Below are 17,593 nucleotides of genomic sequence, written 5' to 3'. Positions count from 1 at the left end.
CCATCGCAGCACAAACCGCCTTGCGAGCGCTCGCGAACTGCGGCAGAATGTGTCAATAATAAGGCATAATGGAGGCGAGAATGCGGCAATCGAGAGTCTTGGCGGGCATAGTAGCGCTGGCTTTGGCAGGATGCAGCGAAGGAGAAAGCGGCCATTCCGCCGACCGTATGGTCGCTGACATGGCCGTATCGCCCACCGCAGAGGCGCCTGCCATTATGAACACGGACAACGGTTCGACCGCAGCCAACCCCATCGCGATCAGCCTGCCCAGGATCGCCTATGTCTATGATTTCGGCTATCGCCTTCCCGCCGAAGCGATCGCACCGCTGCAAATGCGCCACGCCGATCTGTGTGAGGCGCAGGGCCCCGAAACCTGCCGCATACTCGACATGCGTCAATCGGGGATGGAAGGCGAATATGCGCAAGGTTCGCTCAGCCTGTCGGTCGCCGCGAGCGAGGCGCGCGTCTTTGGCGTAAAGCTGGCGGAACTGGCCGATGGTGCGGGCGGCAGCCAGATTTCCAGCGCGATCAGCGGCGAGGATTTGTCGAAGCGCATCGTCGACACCGAAGCCAGGCTGCGCGCCCGGATCGTGCTGCGTGACCGTCTGATGGATGTACTGGCGTCTCGCCAAGGGAGTGTCGCCGAACTGGTCGAGGCCGAGCGCGGCGTGGCGCAAGTGAACGAGGAAATCGACCAGGCGCAAAGCTGGCTGGCCGAAATGAAGGGCCGCGTCGAATTCAGCCGCGTCAACATCAGCTATACCTCGGGCGCGCCCAGCAGCGGCGGCTTCCTTTCCCCCATTCGCGAGGCACTGGCCAATATCGGATCAATCCTTGGCATAACCCTCGCGGTGGTGATTACCGCGCTGACCGTGCTGTTACCGCTGGGACTGATCGGCTGGCTGGTGTGGCTGGGCGCGAGAACCGTGCGCAGGCGTCACAGATCGGACGCAGTCGTCCATGACGACGTCCCGCCAGTATCGGATTAACCCGCTCACAAACGCCCTGGACCGAGTCGCAAAAACAGGCGTTTAGAGCAGCTTGTCGTTAACCTTGTGTATTAACGATATTTGTCACCTGCAGAACGCTTGCCCGCCTTTTCGCATCTTCGTAAATTCGTTGAGAATCAGGGGCATCCTAACTTGATGGGTTCTGATTCCGTCCAGCCTATCCCATTTTGGCTCAGGTCGGACGCACCCGTTGTGCCGAACCCGTTAAGGCTCGACATTAAGGTATTGAGCATAGGTTGAAAATCCGGCCCTGTCGCGATGACAAGGCGCAGGTCCGGACGGGGGATGGATGCCGGCGCCGCGGTTTCGTTGCGGAACAGATGCTCGAACAGGGGATGGCGGGCCGGACCGGTCCGTCGCAAAAACAGGACGGGCGGACGCAGCCGGCGCGCTGATCAGCCCCAGGGCCGGAACCGGTGCAAATCCGACCGGTATAGGCCCGACAGATTGAGGCGTTGACGATGGATTTTGGCGCAAACGACAAGTTTGGCGAGGCATTCAGGGACGGGTCGGACGAAAATTCCCCGACCACCCACGGAGCCGGGAAGGCGCAACTGGCACAGGATGCCTCCACAGCTGCTTTCGCCGGAACCGGCCGCCGCGCCATCGCCAATCCCGACGAACGCACGACGGTCGTCCTTCCCGAAGGGGCCACGCTGTCGGACCTGGAAGTCGACGGCCAGAACCTGATCGTTGCCCTGCCCGACGGCACGCAGATGGTGATCGTCGACGCGGCAATCTATGACGTCGATCTTGTCGTTCAGGGCACGCGCATTCCCGACGAAAACTGGAAGGATTTTCTGGGGATCGAGGACCGGTTCGATCCGGAGGCAGGCACCTCGCGCAGTTCGGGCGGCAATTTTGCCGATCCGGTGCTTCCCATCGACGATGCCTTCGATATCGGCAATCTGCTTCCCTATACCGAGTTGCAGTTCCCGACGCAGGACGATGTCGAAGTCGGGATCTATCAGAACCAGCCGAACGAAATTCCGATCATCACCGATATTCCGCGTGTCGCCGAAAGCGATGCCGGCACCATCGTCGATGAAGACGGCTTGCCCGCACGCGACGGCGATCAGGGCCCCGAACCTGCCGGCACATTAGAGGAAGGCAACGGAGAAACGACCGTCGGGACCATTGATTTCACTTCACCCGACGGTGTCGACCAGATCCTGATCGACGGCGTGCCGGTGTTCGAAATCGTGAACGGGCAGCCGGTCATCATCTTCCCGCCGACGGCTATCGGACCGGGCACACTGGTGATCGTGGGCGTGGACCTGAACAACGGGACCATCACGTACGAATATACGCTGACCGACAATACCAGCGGCGACGGCAATACGGTCGATTTCGACGTCACGGTCGTCGATCCGCAGGGCGACAGCGATACCGGCAATGTTGTCATCACCATCATCGACGATGTTCCGATCGCGGTTGACGATGGCAATCTCGCCACTCTGCCTGACGAGGCGTCGGGTGTGGTCGTGGGTACGGTCGACGGGCTGGTTTCGAACGATGACTACGGCGCGGATGGCGTGGGCAATCCGGCCATCACCATCGGCACGGGCGATCACGGCGGAACCATTACCATCGTCGACGGCAATCTGGTCTATACACCCGCCGTCGATGTCGCGCCGGGCGAGACGGTGGTGGAACGCTTCACCTATACGATTACCGATGGCGACGGCAGCGTTTCCAATACGGCGGAATTCACCGTTACCCTGACCGAGGGTGGCCCTGCTCTGGCGGTCGACGCGGCCAGCATCGCGGTGGACGAAGACGGCCTGCCCGGCGGCATCGCGGGCGGCGAAGGCGACAGCGACGGCAATGCCACCACGGCCACAGGCACTCTGGCAGGTCTGGATTTCGGTCCCGATGGCGTGGGCGATATCGCGCTTGCCCCCTCGGCCGATACGGGTCTTGTTACGCTGGCAGGCAATCCGGTGGAAACCGTCTGGGACGCCGCCACCCATACGTTGACGGGTCAGGACGCGGTCACGGGCGAGGCGATCTTTACCCTGACCATTACCGATGTCGCGACCGGCGCATATGAATTCACCCTACTTGCCCCCGTCGCCCAAACCGGCGCGGGTGAGGACGATGCCGTGCTGTCGGTTCAGGTCACCGTGACCGATGGCGACGGCGACAGCGTTACCGGTAATATCGCGTTGGCCATCAATGACGACAGCCCCGCAATTGCGCTGACCGGCGTAGCTGCGGGCGTTGCCCTGCTGGACGAATCTCCGCTTTCGGCGGACGGCATCCATAGCGCGACTATCGCCTTTGCGGGCAGCTTTGACGTAGGCTTCGGCGCCGATGGCATGGGTAGCGTTTCCTATGCGCTGAACCTGTCGGGCAGCGACGTTGGCTCTGGCCTGTTCACGCTGGACGGCACCGAAATCGTTCTGAATATCGCCGACGGCGTGATCACCGGATCGGCCGACGGAACCGATTATTTCACGATCAGCGTCGATGCCGCGGGCGATGTGACCTTCGCCTTCTCCGCCGACTACGCCAATGTCACCCATGGCGACACCGGCAATAGTGACGATCTGGTCGCGCTGATTGCCGATGCTGGCGCGATCACGCTGACCGTCACGGCCAGCGATGCCGATGGCGATACCGCCAGCGCGTCGATCGATCTTGGCACCGGCATTTTCGTGATCGGCGACGATGGCCCGACCATCACGGCATCCGCCAATGGCGAGGCTGACGCCATCGCATTGACCAGCGATGTGGCGATCACCGACAGCGATTCGATCGACCTGTCGGCCATCTTCTCGAACAGCGCGGATTATGGCACCGACGGTGCTGGCACCGTGATTGAGAGCTATGGGCTGGCCCTGACCGGAACCGACAGCGGGCTGACCAGCGGCGGTCTGCCGATTACCCTGTCGATCGACGGCAATGTGGTGACCGGCGCGACTGCCGATGGCGCGGTGTTCACCATCGCGGTCGATCCCGAAACGGGCCTCCTCACCCTTACCCAGTCGGCGGCCATCGATCATGCCATAGGCAGCGATCTGGCCGTGCTGGCGAACGGGCTGGTGCAGGCGACCTATGGCGCCACCATCACCGATGCCGATGGCGACAGCGCCACCAGCACCGCCACCATCGACCTTGGCGGCAATATCGCCTTTGCCGACGACGCACCGGAGATCGTGGTCGGGCAGGATGCGGTTCGCGCCTTCCTCGACGAATCGCCGCTTGCCGCGGATGGCATCGCCAGCGTGACGGTCGATTTTGGCAGCAAGTTCGCGGTCAGCGCGGGGAACGACGGGCTAGATTCGGCCAGCTTTGCCCTGTCGCTCAATGGCAGCGATGTGGGCTCGGGGCTCTACGCGCTCGACGGTACGGAGATCGTGCTCAACCTTGTGGGCAATGTCGTCACCGGTTCGGCAGGCGGCACCGACTATTTCACCATCACGCTCGATCCCGTGAGCGGCAGCGTCACCTTTGCTTTCACGGCCGATTACGCAAATATTCGTCACCCCGACGGCAGCGATGCCGACGATGGCGCGGTGCTGCAACTGGCCGACGGCATTTTCGCTCTGGTCGCCAGCGCGACCGATGGCGATGGCGATACGGTCACGGCTCTCGTCGATCTGGGCAACGGCATCTTCGTCATTCAGGACGATGGTCCGGTCGCGGCGGACGACACCGGCTTTACCGTCACCACCCCCTCGCTTGATATCGATGTGTTCGCAAACGACAGCGCGGGCACCGACGGCGTGGACCTTACCACCGGCGTCGAACTGACGACCGGCCCCGCCAAGGGCAGCGTAACCTATAATGGCGATGGCACCTTCACCTATACCGCCAATCCGGGCGCAACGGGCGCGGACAGCTTTACCTATACGATCACTGATGCCGATGGCGACAAATCGACCGCGACGGTCACGCTGACCATCGACATTGACACCGCGCCGGTCATCACCAGCGCCGATGATGCGACAGTGGACGAAGACGGCCTTCCCGCCGCCAATGCGGACAGCGGCCAGACCGACCCGTCGGAAACGCCTTCAACCGGTCAGGCCGTGACGACGGGCACCATCGTGGTCGATTACGACAATGACGTCCCCGCCGATCCGCACGCCGCCTTTGCCTTTACCAATGTCGACGCGCTTGACGGATCGATCAGCTCGGGCGGACAGCCGGTGGATTTCGCGCTCGATGCGTCGGGCAATATCGTCGGCACCATCGACGGCGGGGCAACGACCGTCATCACCATCGAGCTGACCACCGTATCCGCACCGGTCGATGGCGCGGTCACCTATGGCTATAGCGTCACGCTGTTGCAGCCGGTCGACCACCCTGTCGGCGGCAGCGAGGATGCCGTCACGATCCCCGGCATCGGCTTCACCGTCACCGACAGCGACGGCACGCAGGCTTCGGGCAGCTTTAACGCGACGATCACCGACGATGTGCCCTCTGCCGCAGCATCGGGCAGCGCCGCGCCGGTTCTGGTGGTGGACGACAGCACGCTTGGAACCGATGCCAGCGCCGATTTCTCTGGCGCGTTCGATCTGGTCGCGGGTGCCGATGGCGCGGCGGATGTCACTTATACGCTGGGTATTGCAGCGGCTGCCGCCGATAGCGGGCTGACCGATACGGCGACCGGCGATGCGATCCTGCTCTATCTCGAAGGCGGCGTGGTCGTGGGCCGCGTCGGCGGAGAAGCGGGCGATATCGCCTTTACCGTCAGTGTCGATGCCAATGGCACCGTCACGCTGGACCAACAGCGCGCGATTGCCCACGGCGATCCGTCCGACCCGGTGGAGGCTGCACCCGATGCGGCCGAGACTTTGGCGTCGGCAGGTCTTGTCACGCTGACCGCGTCGATCACCGACGGCGATGGAGACAGCGCCAGCGCCACGCTGAATATCGGCCAGACGCTGCTGTTCGAAGACGACGGCCCCGCGATTACCGCGACCGCGAATGATGATGGCACGGCCGCGCAGACCAGCGATGCGGCGCTTCCCGGTAGCGATGCAGGCAGCCTGAACCTTGGGGCACTGTTCGGCTATACCGGCGCGGATTACGGCGCGGATGGCGCGGGCAGCATTTCCGAAAGCTTCGCCCTCACCCTGCTGGTGGCCGAAGGCAGCGCCAGCGGGCTGACCAGTGGCGGCGCGGCGATCAACCTGTTCATCAGCGACGACGGCCTGACCGTTACCGGCTCCACTGCGGGCAGCGAAGCCGCGGTCGATGGCAGCAACACTGTCTTCACCGTGACGCTTGGCGCGGACGGCGCGGTTACACTCAGCCAAATGCAGGCGATTGACCATGCGCCCGGCAGCGACGTGGCGGCTCTGGCCGACGGGCTGATCGGCGCGAACTACACCGTGACCATCACCGACGGCGACGGCGACAGCGTGACCGATCACGCCAATGTGGATCTGGGCGGAAACCTTGCGTTTGGCGACGACGTTCCCGCCGTCACAGCCGAAGGCGACGTGCCGTCTGTGCTGCTCGACGAATCACGGCTGGCCCCGGCGGGAGACGGCATCTGGTCGGTTTCGGCCGATTTCTCGTCCCAGTTCACCTTTACCAACAGTGCCGATGGACCCAATGCCACCAGCTATGCACTGGAACTGGCCGCCAATGGCACGGCCAGCGGGCTCTTCGCTCTCGACACTACCGATTTGACGGCGGGCGACGGCGACGGCATCGGCCAGGGAGACCCCATCCTGCTTTCAATGGACGGCGGCGACGTAGTCGGCATGGCCAATGGCGTCGAATATTTCCGCATCTCGCTGGATGAAGCGACGGGCGAGGTTACCTTTACCCGCTCGGAAAACATCTGGCATTCGGTGCCCGGTTTCTGGACCGAACGGGACGAAGGCGAATCCATCGAACTTCCCGCCGATGTGCTGAAATTGACGGCGACGATCACGGACAGCGACGGGGACAGCGCCAGCGCATCCGTCGATCTGGGCAATGGAACCTTTACGATTGAGGATGACGGCCCGAGCATCGATCCGTCGACCAAATATACCGCATTCGAATTGTCGGGCACGAATGATTACGCATTGATCGCCCACGCCTTTCTGAACTTTAATTTCGGCACCGATGGCATGTTCGGCGGCACGCTGGGCACCGCGGTAGAATTCGAGATTCTGGGCAGCAGCAGTGTCGATGGCGTAGCACTGACCGCGATTGATCAGCCGGTGTACAATCCGGTCGACAATGTCTGGGAGTTCTCTTTCGATTACGTCGACAGCAATGGGCAGACCGGTTCGAACACCGGTCAGATCAGCTATGACGGCACGAATTTCGCACTGACCCTTGCCGACAGCTTCGAATTCACCTCGGTCACCTCGCTGACCGAAGCGGTGAAGAGCACTGCCTATGAAGTGCCGGGCGTCGCGAACGGACAAAGCGAAATTCTGCTCAACGAGCTGAACAACGGTGCCGACGATACGATCTATGTGCAGATCACGGGCTATGACGGCGTATTGAACGCTGGCGGTGACAATGTTCTGTCAGAGGGCGAAAGCATTAGCGGATCGCAAACCTGGATTTCGACCAGCAACACCGCTTTTGGCGTTGCGGGCGACACAATCCAGAAGGGCGAGATGTTGCAGCTGCGCTTCCACTCGCACGATGCGATGCAATATGACGTGCCGGCGACGGGCTTCGTTTCGGGTCTGACCTTTACCCTCGACGGTGTAGGCGGGAACGAAGATTTCATCGTGGTCCTGCAGCTGGCCGACCCCAACGACCCGACCACCACGCTGACGACGCGGACAATCATCGTCGGTTCGGACGATATCTATCTGAACGGCGACGCCATTCCCGCAGGCTTTGGCAATCCCGTCCTCGACAACAACGACGGTTTCGTCATTATCGAAGCGAACGACTATCTTCAGGGCGATGAAGCCTATGTCATCACCGGCGTGCAATTGCTTTCGTCGTCCAGCGGGCTGGAAGGCAGCGGAATTGACCTGAACCGTGCAACCGGCGATGCCGGTGGTAGCAGCTCGACGGTCGCATTCGGTTCGGAGACCAACGACAATGATGTCGTCAAATTCAACGATATCGGGCTGATCCGTTCGGTTATCGACGAGCAGGCGGTTTCGATCGATCTGAAGGTCACAATGACCGATTCCGACGGTGACAAGGATTTCCAGCACCTGTTCATCAACCCGTTCGGCGACCCGATCGTGCTCGATATGGACGGTGACGGTTTCCACTTCCAGTCGCTCGACACTGGCGTGATGTACGACATCAACGGCGACGGCGTGCTGGACCACACCGCGTGGATCGGCGCGGGCGATGCGATACTGGTGCGCGATTCGAACGGGAACGGCATTGTTGACGACGCCAGTGAATTTATCTTCCACGAAGACGGGCTGACCGATCTTCAGACACTGCACGCGCTGTATGGCGATGTGCTGGATGCCAGTGACGCCGATTTTGGCCAGTTCGGCATCTGGATGGACAATGGCGACGGCGTCTTCCAGCCGGGCGAATTCATGACTTTGGCCGAGGCGGGGATTACCGATATCTCGCTGGTCAGCGACGGCAATGCCGGCACGGCGATCGATGGCGAAGTGCGTATCGTGGGTACGGGCAGCTTTAACGGCGGCACGGGCTCGCTGGTCGATGCGGCCTTCCGATATCAGCTTGGCAGCAAGGCAACCGACCAGCGTTCGCAGGAAATGGCGACCATCGCTGCCAGCGCCGCCGCGCTGATGGCGTCGAGCGCCGCACAGGCCGAACCTTATTTTCTTGCCAACCGGATGGTTAATTTCGAGGAAACGGGCCGCGACCATCTGTTCGCTCAGGACAATGGCCGCTTCCAGCCCGAAACCGACATTCAGGGCTTTGCGCAAGTCTCTCTGGGCGCGCCCGTCGCAGCAATTGTGGCCGACGCACCGCAAGCGCATTCGATGGCGGCGAACGACCTTGGCGATGACGCAGGCCTTGCGGTTCAGCCTGCCCCCGCCGCGCATGAGATTGCCGGTCTGGGCGCATCGACGCAGGCGGCTGCCGATTTCGCGACCGACCATGGCGCGCCCGCCAGTGATGCCGGTTCTGCGCAAATGATGGCGCTGCTTCAGTTGTCGGCCCAGCCGGTGCCCGAGGGGGCGCAAGGCCTCGTTCAGCAGGATGGGGCTTCGCTGGGCGCAGTGCGCGAGGCCTTGTCGGAAGTGACCGGAAATGATGCGGTTTCCCATCTGGTGAACCAAATCATTGACTCCGCGGCCGCCGACGCACAGGGCGCTTCGACCCATGATCAGGCGCAGTCGAATCCGGGGGGACAGGCTGTGCATGATTGGGGTGCCGCCGATCTGGCGGCCTTGCTGAACGGGCAGGTCGCGGGCGCAGGCCACGGTGCAACCGCGCCGATGGACCACGGCGACGATGCGGCCATGCTGGCCGCGGCCGCGCATTGACGCGGCATCGGATGGATAATGATAAGGGGGCCCTCGCGAAAGGGCCCCAACCGGAACACGGGGGCATTTGACAATGGTATTTCGCACTCTCCGCACGTTCGCGGCAGGATCGCTCACCGCCTCGTTGCTGGCAGCGCCCGCATTCGCGCAGTCGGGGGAGGATCTGATGGGCCTGTCCGACCGCGACCTCAGGGACGCGCTGGAAATGCGGTACGATGCATCGCTGGCCGCGACCCAGGACCCCGCGATCGTAAACGCGACCGACGCGCGCTATCACTGGGCGTCAGAGGCGAAGGTGCAATGCGCCATCGCGGTCGGCTTTACCAAGAACGACCTGCGTGACGAGGATTCGATCCGCAAATGCGATGCCGCTTATGGCCGCTTTATGGCGCCGCCGCCCGCACCGCCGCTGCCTCCGCCGCCGCCCGCGCCGGTGCGCCCGCCGATCTGCGACCAGTCGGTCAGCACGGTATTCTTCGATTTCGATTCCCGTATGGCGCCCGAAACCGCGGCGACCACGGCGCAATTCCTGCGGTCGAACACGCAGACCTGCGGCTGGACGGGCTTCGATGTGATCGGCCACACCGACCGTTCGGGCAGCGATGCCTATAACGATGCGCTCTCGATCTCGCGCGCGCAGGCCGTTGCCGATGTGATGGTCGCGCAGGGTATCCCGCAGGAGATGATTACCGTCACCGGACGGGGCGAACACGATCTGGCGGTGCAGACGGTGGACGGGGAACGCAATCCCCAGAACCGCCGCGTGGTCATCACGGTTCGCTAAGGGGCAGGAACAATGAAGAACCTTCGCAAGATCACCGTTATCGCCAGCGTTCTGGTCGCCAGCGTTTCGACCATGGCGATCAGCCAGATGGCCACCGCCCAGGAACAGTCGGGCACGATTTCCATGGCAGAGGCCGTGGCCATCGGCGTGGATTCGCATCCGCAGATCAGCCAGGCGCAGATGAACAAGGAAGCCATCCAGTTCGAGCGCAAGCAGGCCCAGGGCCTGTATGGTCCGCGCGTAGAGGTCGAAGCCGGTGTCGGCGCGCGGCGGCTGGATAATCCCACGCGCAGCTCGCTGGGCATCTCGGACGACTGGCTGAACCCGCTGGACGCGCAGGTTCGCGCCGACTGGACCGTGTTCGATTTCGGCCGCCGTCGCGGCGAATTGCTGCGTCAGGCCGCCCGCGTCGATGGCGCGTCGCTGCGCGTTCTGGAACGCAGCGAATTCATCGGCCTGCAGATCGCGCGCCAGTATCTGGATGTGCTGCTGCAGGAACGCGTCGTCGCCGCCAGCATGGACAATACCGCGTTCCACCGCACGCTGGTCGGCAATCTGACCGAAGGCGTGGAACAGGGCTCGATCTCTATCGCCGACCGCCAGCAGGCCGAAGAACGGCTTCAGGCCGCGCTGGTGCGCGAGGCCGAGGCAAGCGAAACGCTGCAAAACGCGCGCATCCGCCTGCAAAGCCTGACGGGCCTGCCGATCCAGACCGTGATGTTGCCGCCCGATCTGGCCGCGTCGCTGCCGATCAGCGAGGCCGAAGCCATCGGCCTTGCCCGCACGCATAACCCGCTGGTGCGCGAGGCGCAGGCCGATGTGGATGCCGCCAATGCGCTGGCAAAAAGCGCCAAGGGCGACCTTTATCCCACCGTAGGGGTCGAGGCCTATGCCCGCGCTGGCGACGATATCGACGGTTTCCAGGGCGAAACCACCGATGTGCTGGCCCGCGCCTATGTCCGCTGGGAATTGTTCGACAGCGGCATCAACAAGGCGAAATATCAGGAAATGGTCCGCCGTTCGAGCGAGGCGCGTTTCGCCATGCACGCGCAGCAGCGCGATGCCGAGGAAGACGTGCGCACCGCATGGAACGGGCTGCAAACGCAAAAGCGCGTGGTGCAGGAACTGGCCACGCAAAGCACGGTGACCGACGGACTGATCAACAGCTATCAGGAACAGTTCAACATCGGCCGCCGTTCGCTGCTCGACGTGCTGGATGCGCAGAACACGCGCTATAATGTGCAGGTCCGCCTTGAAAGCGCCCGCTTTTCCGAAATTTTCGCGCAATATCAAGTGCTGGCGGCGACCAACCGCTTTTTGACGGCACTGACGGTCGAACCGCATTACGGTGCGGGAGAGGCCGAGCGTGAGCGTTTCGATTATGGCCCGCCGGTTGCGGCGGAACGCCAGGGCCGCGTTTACCCCAAGTAAGCACGGTTCCGGCTAGGCCGGACGGATGAACGACAGGCATATGCCCATGGATATGGCCCGCAGCACCGCCGCCGATGCCAGTGCAAGCGATCCGCTGATCGCCTGCCTTGCGCGGGTTGCGCGCCATTTCGAGACGCCCTTCGCGCCCGCCATGCTGAACAGCGCGCTGGCGATGGGCGCCGACGGTCTGCTGCCATGGCACCAGACCGCCCCTGCGCTGGAACTGCTGGGCCTGAATTATGAAGAGCGGGCGGCGAAGAAACTGCCGCTCGATGCCTCGCTCTTCCCGATGATCGTGCGCAGGCCCGATGGCATGCTGGCATTGCTGCTCGACCGGAACGACAGCGATGTGCTGGCATGGCACCCTGCCTCTGGTGAAGAGCATTGGGAGCCTGCCGATGGCTATGCCGCCAAAGACGGACTGACCCTGCTGTCGGTTGAGGGTGATCCCACCGCCATACGCGACGCGGGCCAGCCGTGGCATAAAAAGGCACGCCAGCACTGGTTCTGGTCCGAAATTACCAAGCGCCGCCGCCAGTTCTGGCCGGTGCTGCTGGGTTCGGTAGTGATCAACCTGCTGGCGGTGTCCCTGCCGATCTTCACCATGAATGTCTATGACCGCGTGATCCCCAACCGCGCCGATGCCAGCCTGTGGGTGTTGGCAATCGGCGTGCTGATCGCCTTTGCGCTGGAATTTGCATTGCGCCGTGCGCGCACCGATGTGCTCGACGGGATCAGCCGCGATCTGGACATATCGCTATCGCAAAAAATCTATGCGCGCGTGATGGCAACGCCTTTGGCCGAGAAATCGGGACACACCGGCAATCTGGTCGCGCGGGTCAGCGAATATGCCGTGCTGCGCGACTTCTTTGCCTCCACCACGGTGGTTCTGGTCGTCGATGTCGCTTTTCTGGTCATTTTCGTGGCCTTTATCGCGATTATCGCGGGTCCGCTGGCCCTGGTGCCGATCCTTGCGATTACCGGCATGGCGCTGCTCGGCCTCTATCTACAGCGCAAGGTGACCGATGCCGCCCGCGATGCGCAGGCCGATTACGGGCTGCAACAGACGCAACTGGTGGAAAGCATCGCTGGCCTCGAAACGCTGAAAAGCATTGCTGGCGAGGGCGAGATGCTGGGCCGCTGGCGCCGCCTGTCCGACATGGCCAGCCGCTCGCAAAAGCGGCTGCGCGAGGTGAATTCGACCGCCATCGGCGCGGCGGCGACGTTCCAGCAGTTCAGTACGATCGCACTAGTAATCGGCGGATATTACCTGTTCGACGCGGGCGTCATCACCATGGGAGCGATCATTGCCATCGTGATGCTGTCCAGCCGCGCGCTCTCTCCCGCAGGGCAGCTTGCCTATCTGCTGACCCGCTGGCGGCAGACGAAGGAGACGATGGATTCGATCGAGCGCCTGTGGGACCAGCCGGACGAGCGGCGCATGGGCTCCACCTCGCTGCCCCCGCAAGTGCGCAGCGCCAGCGTGGAATTGCGCAATGTCAGCTTTGCCTATCCGGGCGCGAACACCGCGTCATTGTCGGGCATCAATCTGAAAATCCGGCCGGGCGAGCGTATCGCGATCGTCGGCCGGGTCGCCGCGGGCAAATCCACGCTGGGCCGCATTATCGCCGGGCTGTTTGCACCCAGCGAAGGTGCGATGCTGGTCGACGGAATCGACAGCCTGCAATACCGGCCGCATGATTTGCGCCGCGAATTCCGATTTGTCGCGCAGGATTCGAACCTGTTTTCGGGCACGATCAAGGATAATCTCTCGCTCGCATCCTCCCGCGCGAGCGAGGAAGAGCTGATCGACGCACTGCGCAAAGTGGGCGCGGACCGTTATCTGTCGCGCGATGCGGGCGGGTTCGACCGCTCCGTCGGCGAAGGCGGGCGGCAATTGTCGGGCGGGCAGCGCAATTTCCTCGCCCTTGCCCGCGCCTTTGTCGCACCGTCGAAACTGCTGTTCCTTGACGAGCCGACCGGCGCGATGGACGCGCAGACCGAAAAACTGTTCATCCAGTGCCTGTCACAGAATCTGACAGCGGACCAGACGCTGATTGTCTCTACCCACCGTCCTGCATTATTCCAGCTTTGCGAGAGGGTTATCGTGATCGACGGCGGGCGAATCGCTGCCGACGGTCCGAAGGAAGAGGTGATCAGAAGCGTGGGAATGCGGTCCGATGGCTAGTTTCGTCACCCGCGCCATTGGGGCGGTCGCCGCGCTGGGTGCGGGTTTCGCGCTGTCGGCACCTGTGCCCCTGCCCGCTCCACGCCAGCCTATCCCCGCTCCCGTTCAAATGTCGGCGCAGCAGCAACGCGCCATCATCGCCCTGACCGGGGGCGATCGCGCTGAATTGCTGGCAGAGGGCGACAGTGCCAAGGCCCGCAATGCCGGTATCGCCACCAGCCGTGCCCCTGCCGAAACGATGCGCGCCTTTGCCGCCCGCGATGCGACTGCACAGCGCTGCCTTGCGCAGGCGATCTATTACGAAGCGGGCTACGAACCTGAAAGCGGCAGACGCGCGGTGGCGCAGGTCGTGCTCAACCGCGTGCGCCATCCGGCCTATCCCAATTCGGTCTGCGGTGTCGTCTATCAGGGCGTGAACGATCCCGTGTGCCAATTCAGCTTTACCTGCGACGGTTCGCTGGCGCGCCGCCCCTCGGCCCGCGCATGGGCCGAAGCGCAGGATGTGGCGCGTGATGCGCTGGCGGGCCATGTCGAAAAAAGCGTCGGTTCGGCAACCCATTACCATGCCGACTATGTCGTGCCCCGCTGGGCCTATACTCTGGGCAAAGTGCGGCAGATCGGCACGCATATTTTCTATCGCTTCAACGGCAGTGCGGGGCGCGCGCGCGCCTTTACCCAGCTTTACGCAGGCGCCGAACGCATCCCCGAACTCCGTCGCCAGCCCGAAATACAGCTGGCGGGCGGCGCCGATCCGGTAACCGGCCATTTCGAAAACGGGCTGACCGTCGCGCCCAGCAGCGCGGACCGCCATGCCCCTGCCGACATCGGCGGACGGCTGGACACGACAAAGGGGTGGAAGCTGGAACTGCCCACCCCGTCGCAAGGCCATTACCGCCAGCTGGTCGCGGGACAATTGAACGACCAGCCCGCCGAGGTGCAACTGGCCGGGGCATCCGCGCAATGATCGCTTCGACGATGGCCAGAATGCAAAAGGGCTGGGAACGGCTCGATTCTGCGCGCCGCCTGATCGTGGTGTCGGCCATTGGCGTGTTGCTGCTGCTGGTCTGGGCCAGCTTTGCGCCGCTGGACGATATCACGCGAGGCCAGGGCCGCGTTATCCCGTCAAGCAAGGTGCAAGTGGTACAGGCCGCCGACCCCGCGACGGTCGAGGAAATCCTGATCCAGAACGGCCAGCAAGTAAAGCGCGGCGAATTGCTGGTGCGCCTGAACGACAGCGAAAGCGCCAGCCAGCTGGGCCAGCTGGAGACCGAGACCGAGCGATTGTCCGCCCGCGCCGACCGCCTAAACCGCGAAGCCAGCGGGACCAGCGCCGGTTGCGAACCGGGCAGCGTCTGTGCCGAGGAAGCGCGCCTGCAAAACGTGCGCGCCGCCGCCAACCGCAGCCGCGAAGCCGCTTTGGCAGCCGCCGTCGAACAACGCCGCCGGGACTTGCGCGAGGGAGAGGCGACGGTCACGTCGCTGGAAGAAAGCACGCGGCTGGCGCAGGAACAGGTGAACATGCTGGCACCGCTGGCGGCCAAGAATATCGTGCCGCAAACAGAATTGCTGACCGCGCAGCGCGATCTGGCCGATTTGCGCGGGCGGCTTAGCGGCGCGCGGCAAGGCGTGCAACGCGCTGGCGCCGCCGTGCGCGAGGCGCAGGCGGAATTGTCCAGCGCGCGGCTGGATTTCCAGCAGCAGGCCCTGAACGAACGCAGCGAACTCGCCACCCGCATCGCGGTGAACGAACAATCGATCCGCGGCGCCGAAGCCCGCGTCGAACGCAACGAATTGCGCGCGCCAGTCGACGGCATCGTCAACGATCTGCAGATCACCACGGTCGGCGGCTTTGTCTCGCCGGGCGAAACGATCATGCAGATCGTCCCCACCGGCGAACGCCTGTTGGTAGAGGCGCGCATCCGCCCGTCCGACATCGCCTTTATCAAGGTGGGCGACCGCGCCAATGTGAAAGTCACCGCCTATGATTTCTCGATCTATGGCGGGCTGGCGGGCACGGTCCGCCAGATCAGCGCCGACAGCGTCTATGACGAGAATGAGCGCGAGAGCTATTACCTCGTCCAGGTAGAGACGAGCCGCGCGTTCATGGAGCGTGGCGGGCAAAGACTGGCGATCATGCCGGGGATGATCTGCGATGTCGAAATCATCACGGGGCGCAAAAGCGTGCTGGGCTATCTGCTGACGCCGTTCACCCGCGGGCTATCGACCGCGCTGACCGAGCAATAGGTTCCGGTCAGAAACCGTGGAGGTAGCGGCGGTCGCCGCTGAAGCTGTAGACCGGGCGGAAATCATTCGCGACCGATCCATCGAGCAGCGCATCGCTGCCATTGTCGAGCACCACCGGTTGCCCGTCCAGCTTTACCACCAGCACCGCGTGATCGGCGCGGCGGATATTGTCACGCGCCAGCGTCAGGAACATATCCTCACGCGCGATGCCCATGGCGGCAAGGATCTGCATTTTGGCAATGGCGTAATCCTCGCAATCACCCGCGCCGCGGCGCAAAGTCTCGGCGGCATCGGCCCAGTAATCGCGCTGGCCATAATTGACCGTATCCTCGGTAAAGCGGACGCGGCCATTGACCCAGCGGTTGACGGCGGCGACCTGCTCGCGGCGGCTTGCCCCCTCGCCCGCGCTAAACATCGCGGCGCGCACATTGGCCTGCCCCGCCCCCCGCGCGCTGACGCGTGCCCATTGCGCATCAAAGGCAGTGCGGCGGATCGGAACGATGGTGCTGGCCAGAAAGTCCTGACGCCCAAAGTCCCGTAACTGCCGCCCCGCTGCGCGCTTGGGCGCAACCGGCGCCATCCAGCGCGCGGCGGGTGCCAGTGGCGCGCAGCCGATGCCCGCGGCCGCCGGTTCCATCGTCACAGGCGGTGCGCGCATGGCGACAGCGGGCATATAAGCCGGACGGCGATGCGACACCGCCATATTGCCATCGGCGATACCCGCCTGCTGCATGCGGATGCGGTCCAGCGCCGACACGGGCTGCAGCTCGCGCTCTGCCCGTGCGACGGCAGGCCCGCAATTCTTGCCGGCATATTCCTGGGCGGCATCGGCAAACTGCCACGCGGTAAAGGCGGCAGCGTTCCACGGCGCGGCCTGCGCGGCGGACACCGGCATCACGGCCGCAGCAATGGCGGCGGCCCCCAAGGCAGGCGCGATCCGGCGGCACAGGCGCAAAGGCGTGGGTCTGACCATGGGGCAGACCATGACCCGCAAGGCTTCAAGAAAGCCTTTGGAACTTTACTTAACGGAATGCGGCGAACCGTTGGGAAATTGGCCCAGCATCGACACCGTCCGACGCCATGATGGCCATCGGAAATGGCAGAAAACCGGCGAAAAACGCGCAGGTTCCATCTTGGGCGAAAAGCTTAACGACGCGCCCGGACAGCATTGCGCAAAAGGGTTAAATCCTGCCCTTCGTTAACGGCGCATCATGTCATGCGCGGTGTCGGGCACGCGCACGACGACTCCGTCCAGATCCTGATTCACGATGATCTGGCACGACAGACGGCTGGTCGGCCCGGCATTGGCGGCAAGGTCCAGCATATCCTCTTCATCGTCGCTGGCGACGGGCAGCTTGCCGAACCATTCGCTGGCCACGATCACATGGCAGGTGGAACAGGCCATCTGGCCTTCGCAAGTGCCCTCTAGCGGCATGCCCGCTGCCTGCCCGATTTCCAGCAGGGTCGATCCCGCCGCACCCTCGGCTTCGATCTTTTCACCCTTGGGGCTGACGAATGTGACGCGGACCATCTG

At 63.4% G+C, this 17,593-nt stretch carries 10 protein-coding genes; 8 read left to right on the top strand and 2 right to left on the bottom strand.

Annotated features, from left to right (window positions below; all coding sequences use genetic code 11):
- The first annotated feature begins 80 nt into the window (after positions 1 to 80).
- From LOZ77_RS16920 to LOZ77_RS16890, 7 genes are all read left to right on the top strand, one after another.
- Complete coding sequence (locus tag LOZ77_RS16920) at positions 81 to 989, top strand: DUF4349 domain-containing protein (protein ID WP_230280107.1); 909 nt, start codon at positions 81 to 83, stop codon at positions 987 to 989.
- 482 nt (positions 990 to 1,471) lie between these two features.
- The gene (locus LOZ77_RS16915; RefSeq protein WP_230280106.1) at positions 1,472 to 9,412 is read left to right on the top strand and encodes an S-layer family protein; all 7,941 of its coding nucleotides are present in this window, start codon (positions 1,472 to 1,474) and stop codon (positions 9,410 to 9,412) included.
- Positions 9,413 to 9,485: 73 nt separating this feature from the next.
- A complete protein-coding gene (locus LOZ77_RS16910; RefSeq protein WP_230280105.1) occupies positions 9,486 to 10,196 on the top strand; it encodes an OmpA family protein in 711 nt (236 codons plus the stop codon).
- Positions 10,197 to 10,208: 12 nt separating this feature from the next.
- The gene (locus tag LOZ77_RS16905; protein WP_230280104.1) at positions 10,209 to 11,627 is read left to right on the top strand and encodes a TolC family protein; all 1,419 of its coding nucleotides are present in this window, start codon (positions 10,209 to 10,211) and stop codon (positions 11,625 to 11,627) included.
- Between the two features lie 25 nt (positions 11,628 to 11,652).
- Positions 11,653 to 13,815 (top strand): ATP-binding cassette domain-containing protein, encoded by a 2,163-nt coding sequence (locus LOZ77_RS16900; RefSeq protein ID WP_230280103.1) that lies wholly within the window; start codon positions 11,653 to 11,655, stop codon positions 13,813 to 13,815.
- Positions 13,808 to 14,779: a cell wall hydrolase gene (locus LOZ77_RS16895; protein ID WP_230280102.1), complete on the top strand. Its 972-nt coding sequence runs from the start codon at positions 13,808 to 13,810 to the stop codon at positions 14,777 to 14,779. Before LOZ77_RS16900 ends, LOZ77_RS16895 begins: the two co-directional genes overlap by 8 nt.
- A gap of 11 nt (positions 14,780 to 14,790) precedes the next feature.
- Complete coding sequence (locus LOZ77_RS16890; protein ID WP_230280101.1) at positions 14,791 to 16,059, top strand: HlyD family type I secretion periplasmic adaptor subunit; 1,269 nt, start codon at positions 14,791 to 14,793, stop codon at positions 16,057 to 16,059.
- 7 nt (positions 16,060 to 16,066) lie between these two features.
- Here the strand turns inward: LOZ77_RS16890 and LOZ77_RS16885 are convergent, their stop codons facing one another.
- Entirely contained in the window at positions 16,067 to 17,032 is a 966-nt protein-coding gene (locus LOZ77_RS16885; protein WP_230280100.1) for a transglutaminase-like cysteine peptidase, read from the bottom strand.
- 10 nt (positions 17,033 to 17,042) lie between these two features.
- On the opposite strand from LOZ77_RS16885, the gene LOZ77_RS16880 reads away from it, so the two are divergent.
- Positions 17,043 to 17,261, top strand: a complete 219-nt coding sequence (locus LOZ77_RS16880) for a hypothetical protein (RefSeq protein ID WP_230280099.1) — start codon at positions 17,043 to 17,045, stop codon at positions 17,259 to 17,261.
- On the opposite strand, the gene LOZ77_RS16875 is transcribed toward LOZ77_RS16880, so the two are convergent.
- Positions 17,258 to 17,590: a 2Fe-2S iron-sulfur cluster-binding protein gene (locus LOZ77_RS16875; protein ID WP_230280098.1), complete on the bottom strand. Its 333-nt coding sequence runs from the start codon at positions 17,588 to 17,590 to the stop codon at positions 17,258 to 17,260. The genes LOZ77_RS16880 and LOZ77_RS16875 overlap by 4 nt on opposite strands.
- Positions 17,591 to 17,593: the final 3 nt, after the last annotated feature.

This window comes from Croceicoccus sp. Ery15 (assembly GCF_020985305.1).
In the GTDB taxonomy this organism is placed as follows: Bacteria; Pseudomonadota; Alphaproteobacteria; order Sphingomonadales; family Sphingomonadaceae; genus Croceicoccus.
This window is presented reverse-complemented; position numbering and strand designations above follow the sequence as displayed.

Excerpts from the sequence above, each read along its gene's own strand:
- LOZ77_RS16915 (WP_230280106.1), top strand. The coding sequence starts at position 1,472 with ATGGATTTTGGCGCAAACGACAAGTTTGGCGAGGCATTCAGGGACGGG.
- LOZ77_RS16875 (WP_230280098.1), bottom strand. The coding sequence starts at position 17,590 with ATGGTCCGCGTCACATTCGTCAGCCCCAAGGGTGAAAAGATCGAAGCC.
- LOZ77_RS16900 (WP_230280103.1), top strand. The coding sequence starts at position 11,653 with ATGAACGACAGGCATATGCCCATGGATATGGCCCGCAGCACCGCCGCC.
- LOZ77_RS16890 (WP_230280101.1), top strand. The coding sequence starts at position 14,791 with ATGGCCAGAATGCAAAAGGGCTGGGAACGGCTCGATTCTGCGCGCCGC.
- LOZ77_RS16920 (WP_230280107.1), top strand. The coding sequence starts at position 81 with ATGCGGCAATCGAGAGTCTTGGCGGGCATAGTAGCGCTGGCTTTGGCA.
- LOZ77_RS16880 (WP_230280099.1), top strand. The coding sequence starts at position 17,043 with ATGACCCGCAAGGCTTCAAGAAAGCCTTTGGAACTTTACTTAACGGAA.
- LOZ77_RS16895 (WP_230280102.1), top strand. The coding sequence starts at position 13,808 with ATGGCTAGTTTCGTCACCCGCGCCATTGGGGCGGTCGCCGCGCTGGGT.
- LOZ77_RS16910 (WP_230280105.1), top strand. The coding sequence starts at position 9,486 with ATGGTATTTCGCACTCTCCGCACGTTCGCGGCAGGATCGCTCACCGCC.
- LOZ77_RS16885 (WP_230280100.1), bottom strand. The coding sequence starts at position 17,032 with ATGGTCAGACCCACGCCTTTGCGCCTGTGCCGCCGGATCGCGCCTGCC.
- LOZ77_RS16905 (WP_230280104.1), top strand. The coding sequence starts at position 10,209 with ATGAAGAACCTTCGCAAGATCACCGTTATCGCCAGCGTTCTGGTCGCC.